Source organism: Micropruina sp. (assembly GCF_047607385.1).
Lineage (GTDB): Bacteria > Actinomycetota > Actinomycetes > Propionibacteriales > Propionibacteriaceae > Micropruina.
Genome location: NZ_JASGDE010000072.1, coordinates 1 through 22,293, shown reverse-complemented (window position 1 = coordinate 22,293; position 22,293 = coordinate 1). Strand labels below are relative to the sequence as shown.

Sequence of the window (22,293 nt, the reverse complement as noted above, 5' to 3'; positions counted from 1 at the left end):
TATTTGGGGCTCGCTGAGTTCAGCGAGCCCCAAATAGTTAGGCGAGCGGTGGGTGGACGGGAGAGCCGCGGAACACACAGAACCGACAGAACACGCGGGAACGCACAGATCCGCCGGAGCCCACAGGACTCCGGCGGATCTGATGAACGGTTCAGTACAGGGTCGGATCGGCCTGCTTGACCGCCTCCACCTCGTCCGGGGTCGGGGCGTAGGCGCCGTTCTTGCTGACCGTGATGCCCGAGGTGACCACCGCGTTGTGCAGCGCCGACTGGACGTCGGACCAGCCCGCGTCGGCCAGCCGCTGCCGCGCCTCGACCGAACCCAGCAGGCCGCTCTTCAGCAGGCCCGCGATCAGTCCGGCCATGAACGAATCACCGGCGCCGACGGTGTCGCCGACCACCACGTTCATCTGGTCGATGTGCAGCATGTCGCGGTTGTCGGCGAGCAGGGCGTAGGCGCCCCACGGGCCGCGGGTGACGACCACCATGGCCGGCCCCGCCTTGATCCAGCGCCGCATGATGTCCTCGACCGGCTCGCCCGGGTAGAGCCACTCCAGGTCCTCGTCGCTGACCTTGACCAGGTCGGAGAGCCCGACCAGGTCCTCCACCCGGCCCACCACCTGCTCCGGCGCGATCATCAGCGCCGGACGGATGTTCGGGTCATAGGAGACGGTGGCGTGGTCACGGATCGCCCGCACGTTCTCGACGACAGCGGTGCCGCCGGGTTCGAGCGTGGCCGCGATGCTGCCGGTGTGCAGGTGCCCGTACTGCGACAGGTCGTCGATCTGCGGGACGTTCCACTCCAGGTCGAATTCGTAGGTGGCCCGGCCATCGGCGTCCAGGTGGGCGAAGGCGACGGCGGTCTTCTCGGCCGAGTCGGTGCCCGGCACGATCGACACCCCCGAGTTGGTGGCCCACTCGGCGAGCCGGTCACCACGCTCGTCCTTGCCCCACCAGGCACAGATGCTGGCCGGCTCGCCGAGGGTGGCGATCCCGGCCGCCACGTTCAGCAGGCTGCCGCCGACATGCTCCTTGGTGGAATCCTCCCGGATGACGACGTCGATCAACGCCTCGCCCAGGCACAACACTTCACGGTCAGACATCAGTGTCCTTTCGCGGCGAGCGGGTCGCCGCTGTCGTTCGGGTCATGGGTCAGGCCAAGCTTGGCCTCCATCTCCTCCAGCGGTACACCCTTCGTCTCAGGCATGACCCTGAGCACCCAGATCAGCTGGCCGAGCATGAAGATCGCGAACACGGCGAACGCGACGCCGCCACCGAGGCCACCGATCACCGGCGGGAAGAAGGTCGAGGTCAGCCAGGCGAACACCCAGTGGGTCAGCGAGCCGAAGGACTGGCCGCGTCCGCGGATCCGGTTCGGGAAGATCTCGGAGATGAACACCCAGATCACCGAGCCCTGACCGAAGGCATGCGCGGCGATGAAGACCAGCAGGCCGACCAGCACCAGCACGCTGGAGGTGCCGTCGAAGGCGCCCTTGAGCGCGTTCTCGTAGTAGAACATCAGGCCGGACAGGAAGCCGAGGCTGACCAGGTAGCCGATCGAGCCGTAGATCATCAGGGTGCGGCGGCCGATCTTGTCGATCACGGTCAGCGCGGCCATGGTGGCGACCAGGTTCATGAAGCCGACCGCGATGCTCATCTGGAATGCGGCGTCGGTGCTGGCACCCGCCTTCTCCATCACGACGGGGGCGTAGTAGAGGATGGCGTTGATGCCGGACATCTGGTTGAACATGGCGATCGCGAAGGCCAGCAGAATGACCTTGGTGTGACCCTTGGTGAAGAACGGCACCTTGGGTGCGTTCTCCGCGGCCTTCAGCGAGGCGTCGATCTCGTCGATCTGGAACTGCGCCTCCTGCGGGCTGGTGGTCAGCTTGCCGATGATGTCGCGGCCCTGCTGCTCGCGTCCGTTGGCCATCAGCCAGCGTGGCGTCTCCGGCACGCTGAACAGCAGCAGCAGGAAGACCGCCGCCGGTACGGCCATCACGCCGAACATCCAGCGCCAGTCGACCTGCGGATTGTGCACCACCGCGCGAACGATGGTGTTGGACAGGTAGGCCAGCAGGATGCCGAGCACGATGTTGAACTGGACCAGGCCGACCAGCCGGCCACGCACCTTCGCCGGTGCGATCTCAGCGGTGTAGATGGGGGCACACACCGAGGCGCCGCCGACGCCGATACCGCCGAGGAAGCGGAAGATCTCCAGGGTGATGATGTCCTGGGCCAGGGCCGAGCCGAGCGCGCCGATCAGGTAGAGGACGCCGATCACGAACAGGACCGGCTTGCGGCCGTAGCGGTCGGCCGGCTTGCCGGCGATGAGTGCGCCGAGGATGGTGCCCAGCAGGGCCATGCCGACGGCCCAGCCGAGGTAGGCGTCGGAGAGGTTGAAATAGGCTTTCAGCTGCTCCGTCGTCCCGGAGATGACCGCGGTGTCGAACCCGAACACCAGGCCACCCAGCGAGGCGACGATCGCGCTTCGTATCACGAGGGGTTTCATGGCGGTCATGCTAAGGCCCCACACCTGCATTTCGTCCAGGTTGCACCGCGGTAAATTCGGAAACAACACCATCCCAATCGAACCCACAACGAGCGGCGTTGCGGACGCGGTTGCGCGTCACCGAACAGCTCCCCACCAGCGCGCGGATTGTCAACACGGCGGACGGATGGTGAACCGGGCGTTGCCAATGGCCGGAGGATATGCGGCCAGGTATCGATCATCGCTGGGCTGGGCTGGGCCGAACTGGGCTGGGCTGGGCCGAACTGGGCTGGGCTGGGTCGAACTGGACTGGGCCGGGTTCGGGTCGGGTCGAGCTGAACTGGATCGGGTCGAACTGGGCTGGGCCGGACCGGAGCGGATCGGATCGTAGGGGCGTCCGCCGATACGGTGCGAATCGCGATCGCTTCGGTGGAGAAACAGCGGTGCCCGGGCGGAATCCGCCCGGGCACCGGTGAGTGAACTGAGGTCAGCCGATGGTCTTGCCGGCCGAACGCAGGTTCTCGCAGGCCTCGATCACGCGCGCGGCCATGCCGGCCTCGGCGGCCTTGCCCCAGGCGCGCGGGTCGTACATCTTCTTGTTGCCGACCTCGCCGTCGATCTTCAGCACGCCGTCGTAGTTGGCGAACATCCAGCCGGCCACCGGACGGGTGAACGCGTACTGGGTGTCGGTGTCGACGTTCATCTTCACGACGCCGTAGTCGACCGCGTCGCTGATCTCCTGCGGGGTGGAGCCCGAGCCGCCGTGGAACACCAGGTCGAACGGCTTCTCGCGGCCGTACTTGGCGCCGACGGCGTCCTGGATCTCCTTGAGCACCTCGGGACGCAGCTTGACCGAGCCCGGCTTGTAGACGCCGTGCACGTTGCCGAAGGTCAGGGCGGTGATGTAGCGGCCCTTCTCACCCAGGCCGAGCACCTCGATGGTGCGCAGGCCGTCCTCGACGGTGGTGTACAGCTTCTCGTTGATCTCGGCCTTGACGCCGTCCTCTTCGCCGCCGACGACGCCGACCTCGATCTCCAGGATCTGCCGGGCCTTGCTGGTCAGGGCCAGCAACTCGTCGGCGATCTGCAGGTTCTCCTCCATCGGCACCGCCGAGCCGTCCCACATGTGGGACTGGAAGAGCGGCTCCAGGCCACGGTCGACCCGCTCCTGGGAGATCGCGATGAGCGGCTTGACGTAGGTGTCGAGCTTCTCCTTCTGGCAGTGGTCGGTGTGCACCACGATGTTCACCGGGTAGTTCTTGGCCACCACGTGGGCGTACTCGGCCAGCGCCACGGCACCGGTCACCATGTGCTTGATGGTCGGGCCGGAGGCGTACTCGGCGCCGCCGGTGCTCACCTGGATGATGCCGTCCGAGCCGGCCTCGGCGAAGCCCTGCATGGCCGCGTTCAGGGACTGCGACGAGGTGATGTTGATCGCGGGGAAGGCGAACGATCCAGCCTTCGCCGCGTCCAGCATCTCGGCGTACTTCTCGGGTGTTGCGATGGGCATTACTGCGCTCCTCACGGGTGGTCGTGGCCCCACCAGTCGCGGTGGACGCCTGCGATGACCTCCCCAGTCTTCCAAAAGACGCGGAGCCGCGCGACCCGTTTCCCAAGCTGGGGACAACGAGCCCGAAATCAGTCGTCGAGCCGGGACAGATCGATCCAGGATCTTCCGCCCGAGAGGGCCCGGACGGCCGAGTCGATATTGGCCGGCAAGGCGCTGAGGTACTCCATCGGCACCGCCGCGGAGCGACCGTCCCGGCTCTCCACGCGCAGCTGCGGGGAGCGTCCGAGCCGCCCCGGGGCTGCCCGGAACGAGCCCACCTCGGGCCAGGGCAGCCAGAGTCCCGCCGTCCAGACCCCGTCCCGGGTGGTGGCGAAGGCCGGGCCGGGGACGACCAGCTTGGCGTCCGCCCGGACCCGCAGCAGCCCGGTCACCGTGACGATCACCCAGATCAGCCCGACCACCAGGGCGGAGCCGACCAGCCAGGGGCCGAAGGAGCCGACCTGGGCGGCGAAGAAGTACCAGACGGCCCCGCCGATGGCCACCGAGATGGCGGTGGAGACCAGCCGCTGGATCAGCATCGAGCGCCAGCGTCCCGTCTTGGCCCGGACGGCCTCGGGCGCATAGAACACCACGTACTCGCCGGCACCGTTCACAGCGGCCATGGTAACCGGGTCGCGGGGCCCGTCCGCCCGGGCCGCACCGCGGGCGGATCAGCGGGTCGGCACAAGGCCCTGCCTAACTACCCGCAGGTGGGAGGGCGCAGATAGTCAGGCAAGGGTCTATCTGGCGGGGGTTTGTCCGGCGGGGGTCGGGGCGGCCCAGCGCACCGCCCAGTGGTACATGGCGATCGCGGCGGCGGCGCCGGCGTTCAGCGACCGGGTGGAGCCGTGCTGGGTGATCGACACCAGGGACGCGCAGCCGGCGACCACCTCGTCGGTCAGCCCCGGGCCTTCCGATCCGAAGACCAGGCAGCACCGTTCGGGCAGTTCGGTGCGCTCCAGGGGCACCGAGCCGGGCAGGTTGTCGACGCCGACCGGGACGACGTCCTGGGCGGCCAGTTCGGCGAGGAAGCTGGGCACGTCGGGGTGATGCCGCACCTGGAGATAGCGGTCGGTGACCATGGCGCCGCGCCGGTTCCAGCGGCGTCGTCCGAGAATGTGCACGGCGGACACGTTGAACGCGTTGGCGGTGCGGACGATGGATCCGATGTTGAAGTCGTGTTCCCAGTTCTGGATGGCCACTTGCAGGGGATGCCGGCGACGGTCCAGGTCGGCCACGATGGCGTCCAGCCGCCAGTAGCGATAGCGGTCCACGACATTGCGCCGATCGCCCTCGGCGAGCAGTTCGGGATCGAGGCGGGGATCGTCCGGCCAGGGCAGCGGATGCGCACCGACGCCGACGACAGGCGTTGTCGGATCGACATTCTCGGGCAGCTCCGGGGCATCGGACGCCGCACCGGGGCCGCCCGGCGCGGCCTCTCGGCCCTCCGAACCGGCGACCTCGGCCTTCATGAAATCTACCGGTAGCTCATTTTTCGCCTCCACGCACTCAAGGTAGCCTCGTACAACGTGACCCTGCTTCCTTTGCTCGCGCCACTGCTGCTACCCGACTGGATGGACCCCGAATACCTGATTCACGCCCTGGGCAACTGGGCGCTGTGGGGGGTGGCCCTGGTTCTCGTCATCGAGTGTTCGATCTTTCCGGTGCTGCCCGGCGACTCGCTGCTGTTCACCGTCGGCATGTTCGTCGCGATGGACCCGCCCTCGATCACCTTCACCGGGCTGAGCCAGCCGATGGTGCTGGTGGTCTCCTGCCTGGTGCTGATGGTTGCCGCGGTGCTCGGCAACGTCGCGGGCTACTTCGTCGGCAAGTGGATCGGACCGGCGATCTTCAAGCAGCGCGAAGGATTCTGGGGCCGGATCTTCGACCCCAAGCGGGTCGAGCAGACCCACGAGCTGATGGAACGCTACGGCCCGCGCGCCCTGGTGCTGGCCCGGTTCGTCCCCTTCGCCCGCACCTTCATCACCCTGATCGCCGGGATCGGACGGATGGACTTCCGCCGGTTCATCACCTGGACCGGCGTCGGCGCGGTGTTCTGGGCGGCCGGCCTGACCGTGCTCGGCTACTTCATGGGCAACCTGCCGTTCATCCACACCAACCTGGAGATGGTGCTGATCATCATCGTGCTGATCTCCGTGCTGCCGATGGTGTTCGAGTACCTGCGCGAGCGCCGCAAGCTCAAGGCGGAAGCCTCCGCCACGGAGTGATTCCGCGTCCCTGGTCCGCGCCGGTCCACCACACCCGGCCGGCACAGGAACGTACTGCGGTTCGGGATCCTCGCTATCGGCGTCCAGTAGGACCCAGGTTCTCCAGAGACTTCCTAGCTGCGGTAGAGCTTCCTTGGCCGCGGTGCCCGGTGACCCACCGATCTCGCCATCGGCGTCCGATGGCCGGTTGACTGACCACTTTCGTGAAATAACCCGAAATCCGTCGGCCCTAGCCGACAGCGGTCACCGATGGCGAGATCGGCCACCCACATCCGAGGCGATCCACAACAAGGCGGCCATCCACAACAAAGCGCAGCGGCTCCCGGTGACCAACCGGGAGCCGCTGCGCTTGAGGCCCATGTTCTGGTGTGAAGCTCAGGTTCTGGTGCGGTGCCCAAGCTCTGGTGAAGCTCAGGTTCTGGTGCGGGGCCCAAGCTCTGGTGTGAGGCTCAAGTTCTGCTGTGAAATTCAGGTCTGGGGTGGGGTGTAACCGCCCTGGGAGGTCCCGCCCTGGGACGTCCCACCCTGCTGCGGCGGCTGGTAGGGCGGCTGCTGCTGGGGTTGGCCGTACTGCGGCGGCTGGTAGGGCGGCTGCTGATCCTGCGGGAACTGCTGGCCCTGAGGCTGCTGGCCCTGCGGGAACTGTTGGCCCTGTTGGGGGTACTGCTCCCCCTGCGTGGGGTACGGAGGCTGCTGGCCATACGGAGGCTGCTGGCCATACGGGGGCTGCTGGCCGTACTGGGGCGGCTGACCGTACTGCGGAGGCTGCTGCTGGTACTGCGGGGCCTGCCCGCCGAACTGGCCCGGCGAGGGCGCGGAGTAGTTCTGGCCCTGGTACGCCTGCGGGTTCGGCAGGTCGCTGGACGAGCGCGGGGCGGCGTCCAGCTGCGCGTTGCTCGGCTCGGACGGCAGCTGCGGGGACTCGCCGCGGTAGCTGATCTCGCCGAAGTTCACGTCCGGCGCGCGGCGCACCTCGGCGTCGTTGACCTCGAAGTAGGTGGCCTTTTCGAATTTGAACATGCCGGCCAGCACGTTCGACGGGAACGAGTCCACCTTGGTGTTGTAGTTGCGGACGTTGGCGTTGTAGAACCGGCGTCCGGCGGCGATCCGGTCCTCGGTGTCGACCAGTTCGCGCTGCAGCTCCAGGAAGTTCTGGTTGCTCTGCAACTGCGGGTACGCCTCGACGCTGACGATCAGGTTGTGCACGGCCGCGGAAAGCGCGTCCTCGGCCTGTGCCCGCTGCGCGGCGGTGCCCCCCTGCTGGGCGAGCGCGGCGGCCTGGTTGCGCATCCGGGTGACGCCCTCGAGGGTGTTCCGCTCATGTGCCGCGTAGGCCCGGACCGTCTCCACCAGCCGCGGGATGAGGTCATAGCGCCGGTTCAGCTCGACGTCGATCTGACGCCAGGATTCCTGGATCATGTTCCGGTCACGCTGGAAGCCGTTGTACAGGGAGACGGCGTAGAGGCCGACCAGCACAACGATGACCACCAGGATCACCAGGAACCACAAAATGCCGTCCATTGGGCAACTCCTTGTCGTGGATGGGTCCGTTGGCCAGCCTAACCGGTGGCGGGCGCGCTGCCCCCTCCCCTACGCCGGGCTGTCCCGAGGCACCGTGACCAGGGCATGCTCGTAGGCCGCGATCACCAGCTGCGCCCGGTCCCGGGCGGCGAGTTTCGCCAGCAGATTGCCGATGTGGGTCTTGACTGTGCCCATCGAGATCACCAGGGTCTCCGCGATCTCCTGATTGGACAGGCCGCGACCGACCAGGGTGAGCACCTCGGTCTCCCGCTCGGTGAGCACCGCCGGTGGCCGCGGCCCGGTCGCCGGACGGTCGAGATAGTGACCGACCAGCCGGGTCAGGATGGCCGGCGCGAACAGCGACTCCCCGGCGTGGGTGCGTAACACCGCGTCCACCAGGCGCTCCGGTTCGGCGTCCTTGAGCAGGAAGCCGCTGGCTCCATTGCGCAGCGCGGTGAGCAGATAGCCGTCCAGGTCGAACATGCTGAGCACCAGGACGCGGGTGCCGGCCAGGGTCGGCTCGGCGGCGATCCGCCGGGTGGCGTCCAGCCCGTCGCCGCCGGGCATCCGGATGTCCATCAGCACCACGTCCGGACGGGTGCGCAGCGCCTCGGCGACCGCGTCCGCCCCGGACGCCGCCTCGGCGACCACGGTCAGGCCCGGTGTCGCCTGCAGGATGGTCCGCAGGCTGTGCCGGATCAGCGGCTGGTCGTCGGCGATCAGCACCGTCACCGGCGGGATCTCGGCACCGGCATCGAGATCCTGGCGTTCGCCGCGATGACCGGCCGCCGGGCTCATGACGGCGTCCGATCCGGGATCCGCGCCTCGACGGCGAAGCCGCGGCCGGCGGCCCGGGTGACCAGCGTGCCGCCGAGTGCGCCGACCCGCTCCCGCAGCCCGGCCAGGCCGTGACCGGCGCCCGGATGCGGTCGCCAGTCCGGGTCGGGCCCGTCGTCGGCGACCACCACCACGATGCCGTCGCCGTCACGCCGGACGCTCACCCGGGCCGGGACCGGACCGGCGTGCCGCGCGATGTTGGCCAGGCATTCCCGGACGACGGCGCAGACGGTGAGCTGGACGCCGGCCGAGACCGGTCCGGTCGCCGCGGCGTCCAGGGTGGCGGAGACCCCGACCCGGGCCGTGGCGGCAACGATCTCCGGCAGCTCCGCCAAGGTCTCCGCCGGCCGCAGCGGGACGTCGAGTTCGCCGGGCTCGCGAAGCACCGCGAGCATCCGCCGCAGCTCGGTGGTGGCGGCCCGACCGGCCCGTTCGATGTCGGCGAGCGCGGTGCTGCGCTCGGCGTCCGAACCCGGGCCGTGGGTTCGTTGCGCGGCAGCGGCACGCAGCGTGATCAGGCCGAGCCCGTGCGAGGCGAGGTCGTGCAGGTCGCGGGCGATCCGCAACCGTTCGGACTGGATCGCCCGCTCGGCGGCCCAGGCGGTCAACTCGTCCTCGTACCTGCGGCGCTGCCGTCGCTGGTGCAGCACCGCCCAGACCAGCACCAGCCCGGCGGTGCCGACGGCCAGTGCCGCCACCGTCGCGGTCAGCACCGGCTGGTCGATGCCGACGGTCGCCAGCACCAGGATCAGCACCGCGAGCGTGGCGCCGGCGATCAGCCAGCCGCGGGATCGCAGCACGGGGCGCTCGGCGCTCTGCAGCCCCGTGGTCGATGAACTCACCACCGTGAGTCTAGGAACACGCTGCCGGGGACGCATCGGACCTGGGGCCGGTTGCGAGGCACGGTTCGGTCCACGTCCCGGGCCAGGTAGCCGGGCCGCGGTGGGACGAAAGGAACCGTCCCCAACGTCCCACGGGGCGGCGATCGGTGGGACGAAAGGAACCGTCCCCAACGTCCCACGGGCCACCCACCCGGAGACCGAGGGACCGGGGTCGGAGCGCGGGCCGGCGAACCCGGCTCTGGGTCGATGACCCGCCGGGCGGCGTCCGATGGGGTGGTCGGCATGATCCTCATCGAGCAACTCGTCAAGCGGCACGGCACCCGCACCGTCCTCGACCGGGTCGGCTTCCGGGCCGTCCCGGGCCGGGTGACCGCCTTCCTGGGGCCCAACGGCGCCGGCAAGTCGTCCACGTTGCGCATCCTGCTCGGCCTGGACCGTCCGGACGGCGGACGCGCGACCCTCGACGGACACCGCTACCGGGAGCTCGCCAGCCCGCTGCGCACCGTCGGGTCGATGCTGGACGGCTCCGGCGCGCATCGCTCCCGCACCGCCCGGGCGCATCTGGCCTGGGTGGCCCGCAGCAACGGGATCGGACGGCACCGCATCGACGCGGTGCTGGACCGGGTCGGGCTGACCGAGCACGCCCGGGTGCGGGTCGGCCGCTACTCGCTGGGCATGGGGCAACGGCTCGGACTGGCGACCGCGCTGCTCGGCGAACCCGCGATCCTGGTGCTGGACGAGCCGGTGAACGGCCTCGACCCCGACGGCATCCGCTGGATTCGCGGCCTGCTGCGCGGGCATGCGGACGCCGGTGGCACGGTGCTGCTGTCCAGTCACCTGATCAGCGAGGTGGCCGGTCTCGCCGACGACATCGTGATGATCGCCGGCGGTCGGATCATCGCGACCGGCCCGCTCGCCGAGGTGACCAGGGGTTATGCCGACCTGGAGGACGCCTTCTTCGCGCTGACCGCCGAGCAGGCGACCCGATGAGGTTCCTCCGGGCGGTGGCGGCGGAGTTGTCCAAGTGCCTCACCCTGCCGGGCTGCTGGGCCGGTGCGGCGGTGGCGGGGCTGGGTTCGGTGGCGCTCACCGTCCTCAACGCCCAGGTGGTGCACAACGCGCTGGCGTCCGGTCGCCCCGAGTCGATCGCGGACGCGTCCCCGTTCGAGACCGCGTTCGCGGCGATGCCGCTGGGCACCGTCGGCGCGGTGGTGCTCGGGGTGCTCGCGATCGGCAGCGAGTACGCCCCGAACAGCCCGGACGCCGGCGGCGGCCGGCAGATCGGCGTCACCCTGACCGCGCTGCCGCACCGGGTCGAGCTGCTGGCCGCCAAGGCGTTCGCGGTGGTGCTGCTGGTGGTGGGCATCGCGGCGGCGACCCTGCCGGTCACGGTCGGGATCGCCCGGCTGATCATCGGCGAGTTCGCCGTGGAGACCGTCACGCCGCGCGATGCGGTGGTGCGCTGCCTGGGCGGCACGCTGTACTGGACGCTGACCGGGCTGATGGCGCTGGCCATCACCACGCTGACCCGGAGTTCCACGGTGCCGCTGATCGTGCTGATCATGAACAGCTCGCTGGTGTCGGTCTCGCTGCTGCTGACCAACCTGACCCCGCTGGCGCACTGGTTGCCCGATCTGGCCGGACGCCGGCTGTTCGCCGGCATCGACACCGTCGAGGGCGGCCTGGACGCCGTGCCGGGAGCCTGGGTGATGGGCGGTTGGACGGCAGCGCTGCTGGTGGTCGCCGCGGTCGTGCTGCACCGGAGGAACGCGTGAGGACGCCGGGCACCGCGGACGCGGTCGCCGCGGAACTGATCAAGCTGCGCACCCTGCCGGCGGCCGTGCTGGCCGCGGTCGGGACGGTGCTGGCCGGGGCGGTGCTCGGCGCCGCGCTGGCGGCGTCCGCGGTGGCCCGCGGGGTGGACGTCGCCGCCACGGACGCGGTCCTCGCCGGCGTCCCCTTCGTGCAGGCCGGGATGCTGGTGCTGGGTGCGTTGCCGTTCGCCCACGAATACGCCGGCAGCCAGATCCGCAGCACCCTGACCGCGGTGCCGGACCGGTCGCGGGTGCTGCTGGCCAAGACGGTCGCCGCCCTGCTCGTCGTGACCCCGACCGCGGCGCTGACCATGGTCGCCGCCTGGACCGCGGCGGCGATCACGCTGCACCGGTTCGACCCGGCGGCCGGGCTGGGGCCGGTGGCCGGCGCCGCCGGCTACCTGGTGCTGATCGCGCTGCTGGCGTCCGGGGCGGCACTGCTGGTGCGGGGCCTGATGCCGGCGTTGGCCGGCACGCTGACCCTGGTGCTGATCGTGTCGCCGCTGCTCGCGGCGCAGAGCGAGCATGCCCGCTGGCTGCCCGACCGGGCCGCCCAACGGCTCTACGCGGCCGCCGACGGCGTGCTCACCCCGGCCGGCGGGACGCTGGTCGCGCTGGGTTGGATCCTGCTGATCGGCGGCTTCGCCGCGGCCCGGTTCGTCCGTCGGGACGCCTGATCCCGTCCGTCGTCCGGCTCAACGAATCGGCCGCCCCGGCGGGTGGCTCAGGACAGGCCCAGGTCGGCCAGGCCGACCGCGTAGCGGTAGGGGACGCCGGCCGCTTCGATCACCTCGGCCGCCCCGGTGGCGCGGTCGACGATCACCGCCACGCCGACCACCTCGCCGCCCTCGGCGCGGACCGCCTCGATGGCCTGCAGCGGGGACCCACCGGTGGTGGAGGTGTCCTCGACCACCAGCACCCGGCGTCCGGCGACGGCGGCACCCTCGATCCGGCGCTGCATGCCGTGCGCCTTGGCCTGCTTGCGGACGACGATCGCGTCCAGCCGCCCACCGGCGGCGGCCTTGGCGTGCAGCATCGCGGTGGCGACCGGGTCCGCGCCCATGGTCATCCCGCCCACCACGTCGAAGCCCCAGTCGGCGACCAGGTCGTTCATCACCCGCCCGACCAGCGGCGCGGCCACGCCGTCCAGGGTCACCCGGCGCATGTCGACGTAGTAGTCGGCCTCCTTGCCCGAGGTGAGGGTGACCTTGCCGTGCACGACGGCCAGGTTCTTGATGTGCTCGATGAGTTCCGAACGATCCGACATGGGCCACACCCTAGAGGTTCCCGCCGGACCCTCCCGGTGGGCGTCATTTCCGGATGGTCTCCAGGAGTTCCCCGAAGGCCACCGACCGCTCCGGGGAGTGGAAGAAATTGCGGCAGGTGATCAGGGTGATCAGCCGTTTGGTCGGCGCGACGTGGGTGCGCTGCTGGCGTCCGGGGCGCTCCGGAACCGGGTCGACCACCCAGGTCTCCGTCTTGTCCACGGTCAGGTCGGCGGCCGAACTGGTCAGCGCGTAGACGAAGGTGGCTTTCCGGGTCTCCACCACGATCCGGGCGCCGGGCTTGAGGTCGAGCAGCGGCACGAACGGTCCGGACGCGCCCCGATGCCCGGCGAGCGCGAAGTTCCCGACCTGGCCGGGCGCCGCGCTGCCCTCGAACCAGCCCACTCCGACGCTGAGCGCGTACGGGGTGGTGCCGGTCACCACCGGAACCTCGAAGTCGGGTCCGAAGTCGGGGACGCGCAGCAGTGCCACCGCGTTGCCGGGGATCTTCGACGACGGCGTCCGGCCCTGCGCCCATTCCTTCTTGACCACCTCGACCTGCTGTTGGGCGGCCTTGGTGTCCATCACCGGGTTGAAATAGGCGTCCCAGACGTAGACGCCGAGGAAGGAGAGCCCGGTGACCACGAGCAGCACGCCGATCAGGGTGAGCGCGCGACGTCCGCGGGACGCCGGCCGGGGCGTCGGTGTCGCCTCGGTCGGCGGCAATGTCTCGGTGCCGGCTCCCACCCGCCCATTGTGAGCACCGTCGCCGGGCTCGGCAAACCGGCGGATTTGCGGTGCGCGAAATCGGTCGGGCCGCGCTATCGACTTTACCGCCGGGACGCCGTGATAATGACGCCCACCGCAGGCAAAGGGGATCGCGCCCATGACAAGCAATCCGACCGTTGTTCCGACGAATCCCGACCCGGCGATGGTGACCCTCGCCCACTTCGACAGGCTCACGTCCTGGTATGCCAAGGCGGCTCGCCGGGCCCGCATCTCGCACTACCTGCTGGAGGTGCTGCTGCTTCTGGTGGGGGCGTCGGTGTCGGTGGCCGCGCTCGCCCTGCCCGGCAACGGCGTCCCCGCCGCGGCGCTCGGCAGCGTCGTGGTGGTGCTGACCGGGCTGCGGCAACTGTTCCACTGGAACGAGAATTACCTCCGGTTCATCGCCGCGGGTCAGGCGCTGGAGCAGGAACGCCGCAAATACGACATCGGGCAGAGCCCCTACGACGACCCAGCCCTGCGCGACCAGCGGCTCGTCGAGGTGATGAACGGCATCCAATCCCAGGAGACCGAGGTCTGGATGCAGCTGCAACGGACCCGGGACGCCGACCGGACCACCTGAGAGGGCTCAGAGGTTCCCTAGCCGAACCAGGTGTGACCCGAGGTGGGGCCGTAGGAGTTCCGGGGCGCGTCGTCGGTGAACGCCGTCGCGGCCCCCAGCCAGCGCCGCAGCTCCGGTCCGGAGCAGGCCCGGTAGCCGAACAACGCCTGCCGGGCGGCGGCCTCCAACTCCGGCACCGGCAGCTGCCCATGGGCAGCCACGACAACGAAGTTGCCGTACCGTCGGCCCTTCCAGACCGCGGTCTCGGCGGTCACCACCACCTGTCGGAACCGGCCGGCGATGCCCGCCACGCACGGACGCGACCAGCCGAACGGCCGCTCGTCGGCCAGGTTCATCAGCAGCACGCCACCGGGCCGCAGCACCCGCACGACGTCGCCGAAGAACTCGGTGGTGGCCAGCGAGCCGGGCACCTGGAACCCGTCGAAGGCGTCCACGATCAGGGCGTCGGCATAGTCGGCGGGCATCGCCGCGATTCCGCTGCGGCCGTCCACCGGACGCACCTTGATTCCCGAATGCCGGCCCAGCGGAAGCTTGCGGCGCACCTCGTCGAGCAACTCCGCGTCCGGCTCGCAGACCAGTTGCGCGGTGCCCGGACGGACCGCGGCCAGCCAGCGCGGCAGCGTCATTCCGCCGCCGCCCAGATGCACCACGCGCAACCGGACGTCCGCGGCGCGGCGCAGCACCGTGACCCGCAAGGCCTCGGCGATCCGCTGGACGTACTCGAACTCGAGCCGCAACGGGTCGTCCGGATCGACCCAGGACTGCTGTGACGAACCGGTCCGCACCAGGAAGGCGCCGCGCACCTCGCGGTCGGCCTCGACCCGCGACGTCATCGGAATGCCACGATCAGCCCGCCGACCAGGTTGCCGGCGCCGTGCGCGGCCCAGGGCAGCAGAATCGAGCCGGTGTACTGTCGCACCCAGCCGACCAGGAACGCCGATCCGCCGGCCAGCGCCAGCGCCGCCAGGCAGGACGCCGGCGCCCGGTCCACGAACAGCCACTGCCCCGCCGCCCGCAACAGGCCGTAGAGCGCGGCCTGCAGCAGGTTGGCCGCCATCGGGCCGGCCCGGCGTTCGTCCAGCCAGCGCAGCAGGAAGCCGCGGAAGAAGATCTCCTCGGCGAGGGCGGTCTGCAGCACGGCGGTCAGGATCACCGCCAGCACCAGGCCGACGCCGGACGCCGATGTCGCCCACCAGGCCGGCCCGCCGACCACCGCGCTGCCCAGGAAGCCCAGCCCGCCGGCGGCGGCCAGCACGAGCGCGGTGCGGCCGTCGCCACGCAGTTCGCGGAATCCGAGCCAGCGCAGCAGCGAGCCCTCCGGGCGTCCGGCCTGCAACCACCAGGCCAGCGGGACCAGCGAGAACACCCCGATCTGCGCCGGAACACCGACGAGCAGGGTGAGCAGCAGATCCACGGGACCAGTGTGCTGCCTGCGGCCGCAATCCGCCGAGTCCGCCCCGAAGCCGTCATCGAGCAATGCCACCGAGCCGCGGCGAGGTGGGCGGGTTCGCCGGGCGCGCTACGAGTGCGTGTGCCGCCCTTCGGCGGTGAGGATCGTCAGCACCTCCACGGGGCCGGGGCCGCGGGTGCCGATGGCGTGCGGAATCATCGTGGAGAACTCGGCCGCATTGCCCTGCTCGACGGTGACGAGTCGCTCGCCGAGGCGGAGCAGCGCGGTGCCGGCGAGCACGGTGAACCAGTCCCGGCCGGGGTGGACGCCGGCCTCGTCGAGCGGCGGCGGCGGGGTCGTGATGCGCATCTTCGCCACGGTGAGCCCGCCGGGGGTGCGGGACGAGGCCAACGTCCAGGTGGTCATGCCGCGCCGCTCGTCCCGGTGCGGCCGGATCACCACGTCCTCGTCGTCGGGTGACTCGGTGAGCTGGTCGATGGTCGTGTCGAGGGCACGCGCGATCGGCACCAGCTGGTCGAGCGCGATGCGCCGGGCTCCGGTTTCGATCCGGCTGAGGTTCGAGGGGCTCAGGTAGGTGCGCTCGGCCAGGGTCTCCAGCGACCACCCTCGCGCCAGCCGCAGCGCCCGGATGCGCTGCCGGACCAGCCGGTCGACGTCCAGATCTTGCTTCACAAGCATGATCGTATGCTTGCAGCGCAAGGCCTGCCTAGGCTGGGAACATGTCGCCGAACGACCACCGATCCCAGCATCCGCACCAGCACTCGCACGCCGCACCCTCGCTGTTGGAGACCCTTCTCGAACTGGACTCCGTGGTTCACCAGGGCCTGCTCGACGACGCCCTGGACGCGGTGGCGCAGGCCGCCCCCACCGATGCGGTTCGCCGAGTGCTCGACGTGGGCGCCGGGACCGGTGCGGCGACGTTCCGGCTGTCCGACCGCTACCCGGAGGCGGAGGTCATCGCTCTCGACGCCAGCCGGGCGATGACCCGGCGGATCGCGGCCCACGCCGAACGAGCCGGGAACCGCCGGGTGCGGGCGGTCAACCAGCCGTTGCTGGCCACCGCTTCGGACCCGGCGTCCGTCGACCTGGTCTGGGCGGCGTCGGTGTTCCACGAGTTCGACCAGCCGGCCCGGGAGCTCGCCGTGCTGTCGGAGTTGATCCGCCCCGGCGGGGTGCTGGCGATCCTGGAGATGGACGCACCGCCGCACGTCCTGCCCACCGGCTACCGGGATCTGGAATCGCGGCTGCGCCGGCTCGCGCAGGCCGACGTCCCGCCGCCGGAGTGGACCGACCAGCTCCGGGAGGCCGGATTCGAACTGCTCGCCGAGCACCGGCTCGGCAGCGATCAGGACCTTCCCGCGGACGGCCCGGGCGGGGCCTATGCCCGGGCGGAGCTGCACCGTCTCGCGCTGCACGCCGCCGCCGGCCTGGACGCGGACGAGAACGCCGCGCTGTCGCGCCTTCTGCACGGCGGTCTCGACGCGGCGGTGCTGCCGCGGGTGCACATCCGCGGCACCCGAAGCCTCTGGATCGCCCGCAGGCCCTGACTCGCAGGCCCTGACCCGCGGGGCCACCCGGGCGGCCGCCCACCGTCCTCGTCCTGGCGTGGCGGGGATCGCCCTCGACACGACCCGCGTGACGATCGGGCTCCGGTCCGGGCCGGCCGCGTTCGGTTCTCCGACAGGCCGCGCCGGCGGACTATCCGGCGTCCCCGGACTTGCGACGGCTATCGCCCGGCGGCGGCGTCGGCAAGCCAGGGAAAACCCGCTAGCGTATGACCAGATTCAGGGAGGAATGCATGAACTCCGAGAAGGTCATCTTCGGCTTCTTCATCACGCTGGCGGCCGCATTGAACTTCGGTTTCTGGACCGGCGAGATGGACCGGGTCGAACAGCACAACGTCTGGGAGTTGGCCGCGGCCATCGTGGTCAGCCTGATCGCGACCGTGCTCAAATTCGGTGACCGGACCCAGTTGGGCGCCGTCCACCTGTCCACCTCGCTGGTGGCCGACGTGCAGCTGATCGCCGGGGCCATCATCTGGACCTGGGCGTCCACGTCGCCGTCCGGCGTCACCCCGGGCGATATGGCGCTGATCGTGTCCATGTCGGCGGGCGCGCTGCTGGCGAACCTGATCTCGGTGGTGCTGATGATCTCCGAGATCATCACCGCCCGCCGCTAGGGCGGGCCCGGGCGGGCATTTCATGAACAATGTCACGTACCTGTTCCTGCGGCGGATGCGGCTGCCGCTGGTTCTGGTGATCATCCTCTACACGATCAGCGTCTTCGGACTGGCGATCATGCCGGGCATCGACGACGCCGGACACCCCACCGAAGGCATGGGGTTGTTCAACGCCTTCTACGTGATCAGCTACACCGCCACCACGATCGGCTTCGGCGAACTGCCGCACCCCTACTCGCCGGTGCAGCGGATGTGGATGACGGTGGCCATCTACCTGACCGTGGCCGGCTGGTCGTATGCGGTGGCGACCGTGGTCGGACTGCTCCAGGAGCCGGCCTTCCAGAACGCGCTCCGGCACGGCCGCTACGCCCGCCGGATCCGGCGGCTGCGGGAGCCGTTCTACATCGTCTGCGGCGTCGGCGAGACCGGCACCCTGGTCTGCCACGGCCTGGACCGGCTGGGCATGCGGTTCGTCGTGGTGGACTCCGACAGCACCCGGGTCGAGCAGATCAAGCTGGAAGAGTTCCGCGCCGATCCGCCCGCGGTGGTCGCGGACGCCTCGCAGCCGGCCAACCTGATCGGCGCCGGGCTGATGTCACCGCACTGCCGCGGCGTGATGGCGCTGGCCGTCGACGACGTCACCAACCGAGCCATCGCGGTCACCGCCCGGCTGCTGCGCCCCGGCCTGCCGGTGATGGCCCGGGTCGGCGACCCCAACACCGAGCACACCATGGGCGCATTCGGCGGCGACATGGTGACCAATCCGTTCGAGCGGTTCTCGTCCTACCTGGCGCTGGCGGTGGCCCGTCCCGAGCGCTACCGGCTCGGCCAGATCCTGACCGGCTTCCCCGGCGACGAACTGCCCGAGCGGCATCATCCGCCCCGCGGGCACTGGATCATGTGCGGCTACGGACGTTTCGGCCACGGCGTCCGGGAGGCCCTGACCAAGGCCGGCAACGGCGTCACCGTGATCGACCGGATGCACTACGGCGAGGAGGGCGTGGACGTCGAGGGCACCGGCACCGACTCCACCAGCCTGAAGAAGGCCGGCATCGAGAACGCCGTCGGCATCGTGGCCGGCAACGCCAGCGACCTGAAGAACCTGGCGATCGCGCTGGTCGCCCGCGACCTCAAGCCGGACATCTTCGTGGTCACCCGGCAGAACCAGATCAGCAATTCGACGCTCTTCGAGGCCTTCCACGACGACCTGTGCATGCAGCCCAGCCGGATCGTGGCACGCGAGTTCCTGGCCCTGATCACCACGCCGCTGCTGGCCCGGTTCCGCTACGAGATCCGCGGCGCGTCCGAGATGTGGTGCTGGGAGCTGGCCGAGGCGATGTCGCTGCTGCACGGCGGCCGCACCCCGGAACTGTGGGGGGTGACCATCGATTCCGAACATGCCGCCGCGGTGGTCGAGGCGATCACCCACCATCACTGGGTGAACGTCGGGCACCTGCTGGTCGATCCCTACGACCACGACAAGCCGGCGGACGCCCTGGTGCTGATGGTCTCCCGCGGCGACGGCGGGCAGCTGCTGCCCAATATCGGCTACCAGCTGGAGATCGGCGACCAGCTGCTGATCGCCAGTTCACCGGAGGCCGCGCACAAGATGCAGCTGCTGCTGAACAACCTCAACGTGCTGCACTACGTCCGCACCGGACGCGAGGGCGGCGGCGGCTGGATCTGGCACGAGATGCGCGCAGTGAAGCGACGCTGGATCAGGTTCCGCTCCCGGCACGGGCACTGAACGGAATCAGGGGCCGTTGACCTCGGCTGTGGGTCGATCCTGGTCCACGTCACGCCCACGCGACCGGGTGCCGCCGGACCCGCTGTAGCGCCGGCGCAGCAGCGCCCAGGCCACCGGGCCCAGCGCGACCGCCGCGCCGGTGATCACCAGCACCCCGACCGTGGGGACGCCGACCAGCTTCAGGCCGGACGCCATCAGCAGGATCGCCAGTGCCCGCCGGATCACGCCACCAGGCGCGCGGGAGGAGATCTGAGCGCCGAGGAACGCGCCCGGAATGGCTCCGAGCAGCATCGAGCCGGTCAGGCCCAGCGACACCTGCCCATAGATCAGGTGGCCCACGGACGCGGCGGCCACCAGCGGAATCGCCTGCACCAGGTCGGTGCCGACCAACTGGGACGGCTTGAGCCGCGGGTAGAGCACCAGCAGCAAGGTCAGGATCAGCGAGCCGGCACCGACCGAGGTGAGGCCCACCATCAAGCCGCCGAGGGCGCCCAGCAACACCGTCGGCAGCTTGCGGACTTCGATATCCGGTGACGAGGCCGGCGCCGCGCCCTCACCCCAGAGCGTTCGTTTGCGGGTCATCTGGAACCACGCCCGGATGATCAGGCCGCCCGACGCGAGCAGCAGCGCCGCCCCCAGCAGCGCCAGCAGGGTCTGCTCGAATCCGGCGATGCCTTTGAGGTGATCGACGGTCATCGCGCCGAGGAAGGCGGCGGGGACCGAGCCGAGGCACAGCCAGAGCACCAACTGGAGGTTCGCGGTCTTTCGCACGATGTGGACGACCGCGCCCGCGGGCTTCATGAACAGGCTGCTGACCACGTCGCTGGAGATCGCGGTCAACGCGTCCACCTTGAAGAACAGCACCAGCACCGGCGTCATCAGGGCACCGCCACCCATGCCGGTCAGGCCGACGACGATGCCGACCAGCAGCCCGGCCAGAGCGATTCCGACGTCCACGGTGCTCCCCATTCGATTCGGACGCCGTCGGCCGGGCCGGCGACGCCGGAGCCGATCGGCGTGCCGTCCGGGTCACACGCGGTTCCGGCCCGGACGATCCGGGTCAGCCTAACCGCGCGCGGCACAGTTCTCCTGGTTCTCCCACAGACTAGACATACTTTTCCGGGAGCAGCGCGGCGAGGACCGGAGAAGGGCTCGTGGACCAGGGAGAACCGTCCCCGACCGACGAAACTCGCACCTCGAGAACCGTCCCCGACCGACGAGAACCGTCCCCAACCGACGAAACTCGCACCTCGAGAACCGTCCCCAACCGTCGAGAACCGTCCCCGACCGACGAAACTCGCACCTCGAGAACCGTCCCCAACCGTCGAGAACCGTCCCCGACGGGCGGGGACGGTTCTCGGTGGTTCACGGACTGGCGCGCCAACCCTGGACGGTCAGCCCTCGACCACCACCAGGCCGCTGCTGTCGGCGTCCACGTCGAAGCGGACGGTGTCGCCGTCGACGATGTCGCCGGCCAGCATCCGCCGGGCCATGGCGTCCTCGATGGTGGTCTGCACCAGCCGCTTCAGCGGACGCGCGCCGTAGACCGGGTCGAAACCGGTCAGCGCCAGCCAGCCCTTGCCGGCCTGGGTGACCTCGACGTGGATCCGGCGATCGGCCAGCCGGTCGTTCAGCCGGCGCAGCTGGATGTCGACGATCCGGCTCAGGTCCTCGGTGCCGAGCGGGGTGAACATGACCACCTCGTCCAGCCGGTTCAGGAACTCGGGCTTGAACGCCTGCCGCACCACACCCATCACCGCCTGCTCCTTCAGCTCCGGCTCCAGGCTGGGGTCGGCCAGGTACTGCGAGCCCAGGTTGCTGGTCATGATCAGGATGACGTTGCGGAAGTCGACCGTGCGGCCCTGGCCGTCGGTGAGGCGTCCGTCGTCGAAGACCTGCAGCAGGATGTTGAACACCTCGGGGTGCGCCTTCTCGACCTCGTCGAGCAGGATCACCGAATACGGACGCCGGCGCACCGCCTCGGTCAGCTGGCCGCCCTCCTCGTAGCCGATGTAGCCGGGAGGGGCACCGACCAGCCGGGAGACCGAGTGCTTCTCGCCGTACTCGCTCATGTCGATCCGCACCATCGAGTGCTCGTCGTCGAACAGGAACTCGGCCAGCGATTTGGCCAGCTCGGTCTTGCCGACGCCGGTCGGGCCGAGGAACAGGAACGATCCGGTGGGCCGGTTCGGGTCGGAGATGCCGGCCCGGGAGCGGCGCACCGCGTCCGAGACGGCGACAACGGCCTGGCGCTGGCCGATCAGCCGCTCGCCCAGCCGCTCCTCCATAGTGAGCAGCTTCTCGCTCTCGCCCTGCAGCAGCTTGCCGACCGGGATGCCGGTCCAGGACGCCACCACCTCGGCGATGTCGGTGGCCGACACCTCGTCGCTGACCATCGGGGTCAGGTCGGATTCGGCCTGCTGTGCGGCGTCCATCTCGGCCTGCAGGGCGGGGATCTCGCCGTACAGGATCTCCGAGGCCTTGGTCAGGTCACCCTCGCGCTGGGCCCGGTCGGCCGCGATCCGCAGCTCGTCGACCTTGGCCTTCAGTTCGCCGACCCTGTTCAGCCCCGACTTCTCCGCCTCCCAGCGGCCCTCCAGCCCGCGCAGCTCCTCGCGGGCGTCGGCCAGGTCGGCCTGCAGCCGCTGGTAGCGCTCGACGGAGGCCGGGTCGGTCTCCTTCTCCAGCGCGAAGCTCTGCATGGTCATCCGGTCGATGGTGCGGCGCAGCTGGTCGATCTCCTCCGGGGAGGAGTCGATCTCCATCCGCAGCCGGGACGCCGACTCGTCGATCAGGTCGATCGCCTTGTCCGGCAACTGCCGGCTGGTGATGTACCGGTTCGACAGAGACGCCGCCGCGACCAGCGCGCCGTCGGTGATCCGCACCTTGTGGTGCGCCTCGTAGCGCTCCCGCAAGCCGCGCAGGATGGCGATGGTGTCCTCCACCGACGGCTCGCCGACGAAGACCTGCTGGAAGCGGCGCTCCAACGCCGGGTCCAGCAGGTCTTCGTCGGCGAGCCGTCGGTGGAGGACACCATCGCCATCCTGCGCGGCTTGCGGGAG

The 22,293-nt window shown here is 70.1% G+C and carries 23 protein-coding genes; 8 read left to right on the top strand and 15 right to left on the bottom strand.

Going from position 1 to position 22,293, the window contains the following annotated elements:
• Positions 1–151 precede the first annotated feature (151 nt).
• From QM582_RS06550 to QM582_RS06530, 5 genes are all read right to left on the bottom strand, one after another.
• Positions 152–1,102, bottom strand: a complete 951-nt coding sequence (locus QM582_RS06550; RefSeq protein ID WP_415082835.1) for a carbohydrate kinase family protein — start codon at positions 1,100–1,102, stop codon at positions 152–154.
• The gene (locus QM582_RS06545) at positions 1,102–2,511 is read right to left on the bottom strand and encodes a sugar porter family MFS transporter (protein WP_415082834.1); all 1,410 of its coding nucleotides are present in this window, start codon (positions 2,509–2,511) and stop codon (positions 1,102–1,104) included. Before QM582_RS06545 ends, QM582_RS06550 begins: the two co-directional genes overlap by 1 nt.
• A 466-nt stretch (positions 2,512–2,977) precedes the next feature.
• Positions 2,978–4,000 (bottom strand): class II fructose-bisphosphate aldolase, encoded by a 1,023-nt coding sequence (gene fbaA, locus QM582_RS06540; protein WP_415082833.1) that lies wholly within the window; start codon positions 3,998–4,000, stop codon positions 2,978–2,980.
• A gap of 128 nt (positions 4,001–4,128) precedes the next feature.
• The gene (locus tag QM582_RS06535) at positions 4,129–4,653 is read right to left on the bottom strand and encodes a hypothetical protein (protein ID WP_415082831.1); all 525 of its coding nucleotides are present in this window, start codon (positions 4,651–4,653) and stop codon (positions 4,129–4,131) included.
• A gap of 126 nt (positions 4,654–4,779) precedes the next feature.
• The gene (locus QM582_RS06530; RefSeq protein WP_415082829.1) at positions 4,780–5,511 is read right to left on the bottom strand and encodes a TrmH family RNA methyltransferase; all 732 of its coding nucleotides are present in this window, start codon (positions 5,509–5,511) and stop codon (positions 4,780–4,782) included.
• A gap of 57 nt (positions 5,512–5,568) precedes the next feature.
• Here QM582_RS06530 and QM582_RS06525 point away from each other — a divergent pair, with 57 nt between their 5' ends.
• Positions 5,569–6,267: a DedA family protein gene (locus QM582_RS06525; protein ID WP_415082827.1), complete on the top strand. Its 699-nt coding sequence runs from the start codon at positions 5,569–5,571 to the stop codon at positions 6,265–6,267.
• Between the two features lie 468 nt (positions 6,268–6,735).
• Here the strand turns inward: QM582_RS06525 and QM582_RS06520 are convergent, their stop codons facing one another.
• The 3 genes from QM582_RS06520 to QM582_RS06510 form a co-directional block, all read right to left on the bottom strand.
• On the bottom strand, positions 6,736–7,788 hold the full coding sequence (locus tag QM582_RS06520; protein WP_415082826.1) for a LemA family protein: 1,053 nt from the start codon (positions 7,786–7,788) through the stop codon (positions 6,736–6,738).
• A gap of 69 nt (positions 7,789–7,857) precedes the next feature.
• Positions 7,858–8,586 carry a response regulator gene (locus QM582_RS06515; protein WP_415082824.1) on the bottom strand — a complete coding sequence of 243 codons (729 nt, stop codon included), beginning with the start codon at positions 8,584–8,586 and terminating at the stop codon, positions 7,858–7,860.
• On the bottom strand, positions 8,583–9,467 hold the full coding sequence (locus QM582_RS06510; RefSeq protein WP_415082822.1) for a sensor histidine kinase: 885 nt from the start codon (positions 9,465–9,467) through the stop codon (positions 8,583–8,585). Before QM582_RS06510 ends, QM582_RS06515 begins: the two co-directional genes overlap by 4 nt.
• A 246-nt stretch (positions 9,468–9,713) precedes the next feature.
• Here QM582_RS06510 and QM582_RS06505 point away from each other — a divergent pair, with 246 nt between their 5' ends.
• Genes QM582_RS06505 through QM582_RS06495 form a run of 3 tightly spaced genes read left to right on the top strand, consistent with a single transcriptional unit; the run spans position 9,714 to position 11,958 of the window.
• Positions 9,714–10,457 (top strand): ABC transporter ATP-binding protein, encoded by a 744-nt coding sequence (locus tag QM582_RS06505; RefSeq protein ID WP_415082821.1) that lies wholly within the window; start codon positions 9,714–9,716, stop codon positions 10,455–10,457.
• The gene (locus QM582_RS06500) at positions 10,454–11,242 is read left to right on the top strand and encodes a hypothetical protein (protein ID WP_415082819.1); all 789 of its coding nucleotides are present in this window, start codon (positions 10,454–10,456) and stop codon (positions 11,240–11,242) included. Before QM582_RS06505 ends, QM582_RS06500 begins: the two co-directional genes overlap by 4 nt.
• Positions 11,239–11,958, top strand: a complete 720-nt coding sequence (locus QM582_RS06495; RefSeq protein WP_415082817.1) for a hypothetical protein — start codon at positions 11,239–11,241, stop codon at positions 11,956–11,958. The genes QM582_RS06500 and QM582_RS06495 overlap by 4 nt, the downstream gene beginning before the upstream one ends.
• 47 nt (positions 11,959–12,005) lie before the next feature.
• Here QM582_RS06495 and pyrE read toward each other — a convergent pair whose 3' ends face one another.
• Positions 12,006–12,548: an orotate phosphoribosyltransferase gene (gene pyrE, locus QM582_RS06490; RefSeq protein ID WP_415082816.1), complete on the bottom strand. Its 543-nt coding sequence runs from the start codon at positions 12,546–12,548 to the stop codon at positions 12,006–12,008.
• 43 nt (positions 12,549–12,591) lie between these two features.
• Positions 12,592–13,293, bottom strand: a complete 702-nt coding sequence (locus tag QM582_RS06485) for a sortase domain-bontaining protein (protein ID WP_415082814.1) — start codon at positions 13,291–13,293, stop codon at positions 12,592–12,594.
• Between the two features lie 139 nt (positions 13,294–13,432).
• Between QM582_RS06485 and QM582_RS06480 the strand changes: the two genes are divergently transcribed.
• A complete protein-coding gene (locus QM582_RS06480; RefSeq protein WP_415082812.1) occupies positions 13,433–13,894 on the top strand; it encodes a DUF4231 domain-containing protein in 462 nt (153 codons plus the stop codon).
• A gap of 17 nt (positions 13,895–13,911) precedes the next feature.
• Here the strand turns inward: QM582_RS06480 and QM582_RS06475 are convergent, their stop codons facing one another.
• The 3 genes from QM582_RS06475 to QM582_RS06465 all read right to left on the bottom strand — a co-directional run bounded on the left by QM582_RS06475 (position 13,912) and on the right by QM582_RS06465 (position 15,983).
• Positions 13,912–14,727 (bottom strand): spermidine synthase, encoded by an 816-nt coding sequence (locus QM582_RS06475; protein ID WP_415082810.1) that lies wholly within the window; start codon positions 14,725–14,727, stop codon positions 13,912–13,914.
• Complete coding sequence (locus QM582_RS06470; RefSeq protein ID WP_415082808.1) at positions 14,724–15,308, bottom strand: lysostaphin resistance A-like protein; 585 nt, start codon at positions 15,306–15,308, stop codon at positions 14,724–14,726. The genes QM582_RS06475 and QM582_RS06470 overlap by 4 nt, the downstream gene beginning before the upstream one ends.
• 105 nt (positions 15,309–15,413) lie before the next feature.
• Entirely contained in the window at positions 15,414–15,983 is a 570-nt protein-coding gene (locus tag QM582_RS06465; RefSeq protein ID WP_415082806.1) for a helix-turn-helix domain-containing protein, read from the bottom strand.
• 41 nt (positions 15,984–16,024) lie between these two features.
• Here QM582_RS06465 and QM582_RS06460 point away from each other — a divergent pair, with 41 nt between their 5' ends.
• The 3 genes from QM582_RS06460 (at position 16,025) to QM582_RS06450 (ending at position 19,231) form a co-directional block, all read left to right on the top strand.
• Positions 16,025–16,852, top strand: coding sequence for a class I SAM-dependent methyltransferase (locus QM582_RS06460; protein WP_415082804.1), 828 nt, complete (start codon positions 16,025–16,027; stop codon positions 16,850–16,852).
• 251 nt (positions 16,853–17,103) lie between these two features.
• Entirely contained in the window at positions 17,104–17,484 is a 381-nt protein-coding gene (locus tag QM582_RS06455) for a DUF6394 family protein (RefSeq protein ID WP_415082803.1), read from the top strand.
• Between the two features lie 22 nt (positions 17,485–17,506).
• On the top strand, positions 17,507–19,231 hold the full coding sequence (locus QM582_RS06450) for a potassium channel family protein (RefSeq protein ID WP_415082801.1): 1,725 nt from the start codon (positions 17,507–17,509) through the stop codon (positions 19,229–19,231).
• A gap of 6 nt (positions 19,232–19,237) precedes the next feature.
• Here the strand turns inward: QM582_RS06450 and QM582_RS06445 are convergent, their stop codons facing one another.
• Positions 19,238–20,188, bottom strand: a complete 951-nt coding sequence (locus QM582_RS06445; protein ID WP_415082799.1) for a sulfite exporter TauE/SafE family protein — start codon at positions 20,186–20,188, stop codon at positions 19,238–19,240.
• A gap of 437 nt (positions 20,189–20,625) precedes the next feature.
• On the bottom strand, positions 20,626–22,293 hold a 1,668-nt coding region (locus QM582_RS06440; protein WP_415082797.1), incomplete at its 5' end, for an ATP-dependent Clp protease ATP-binding subunit.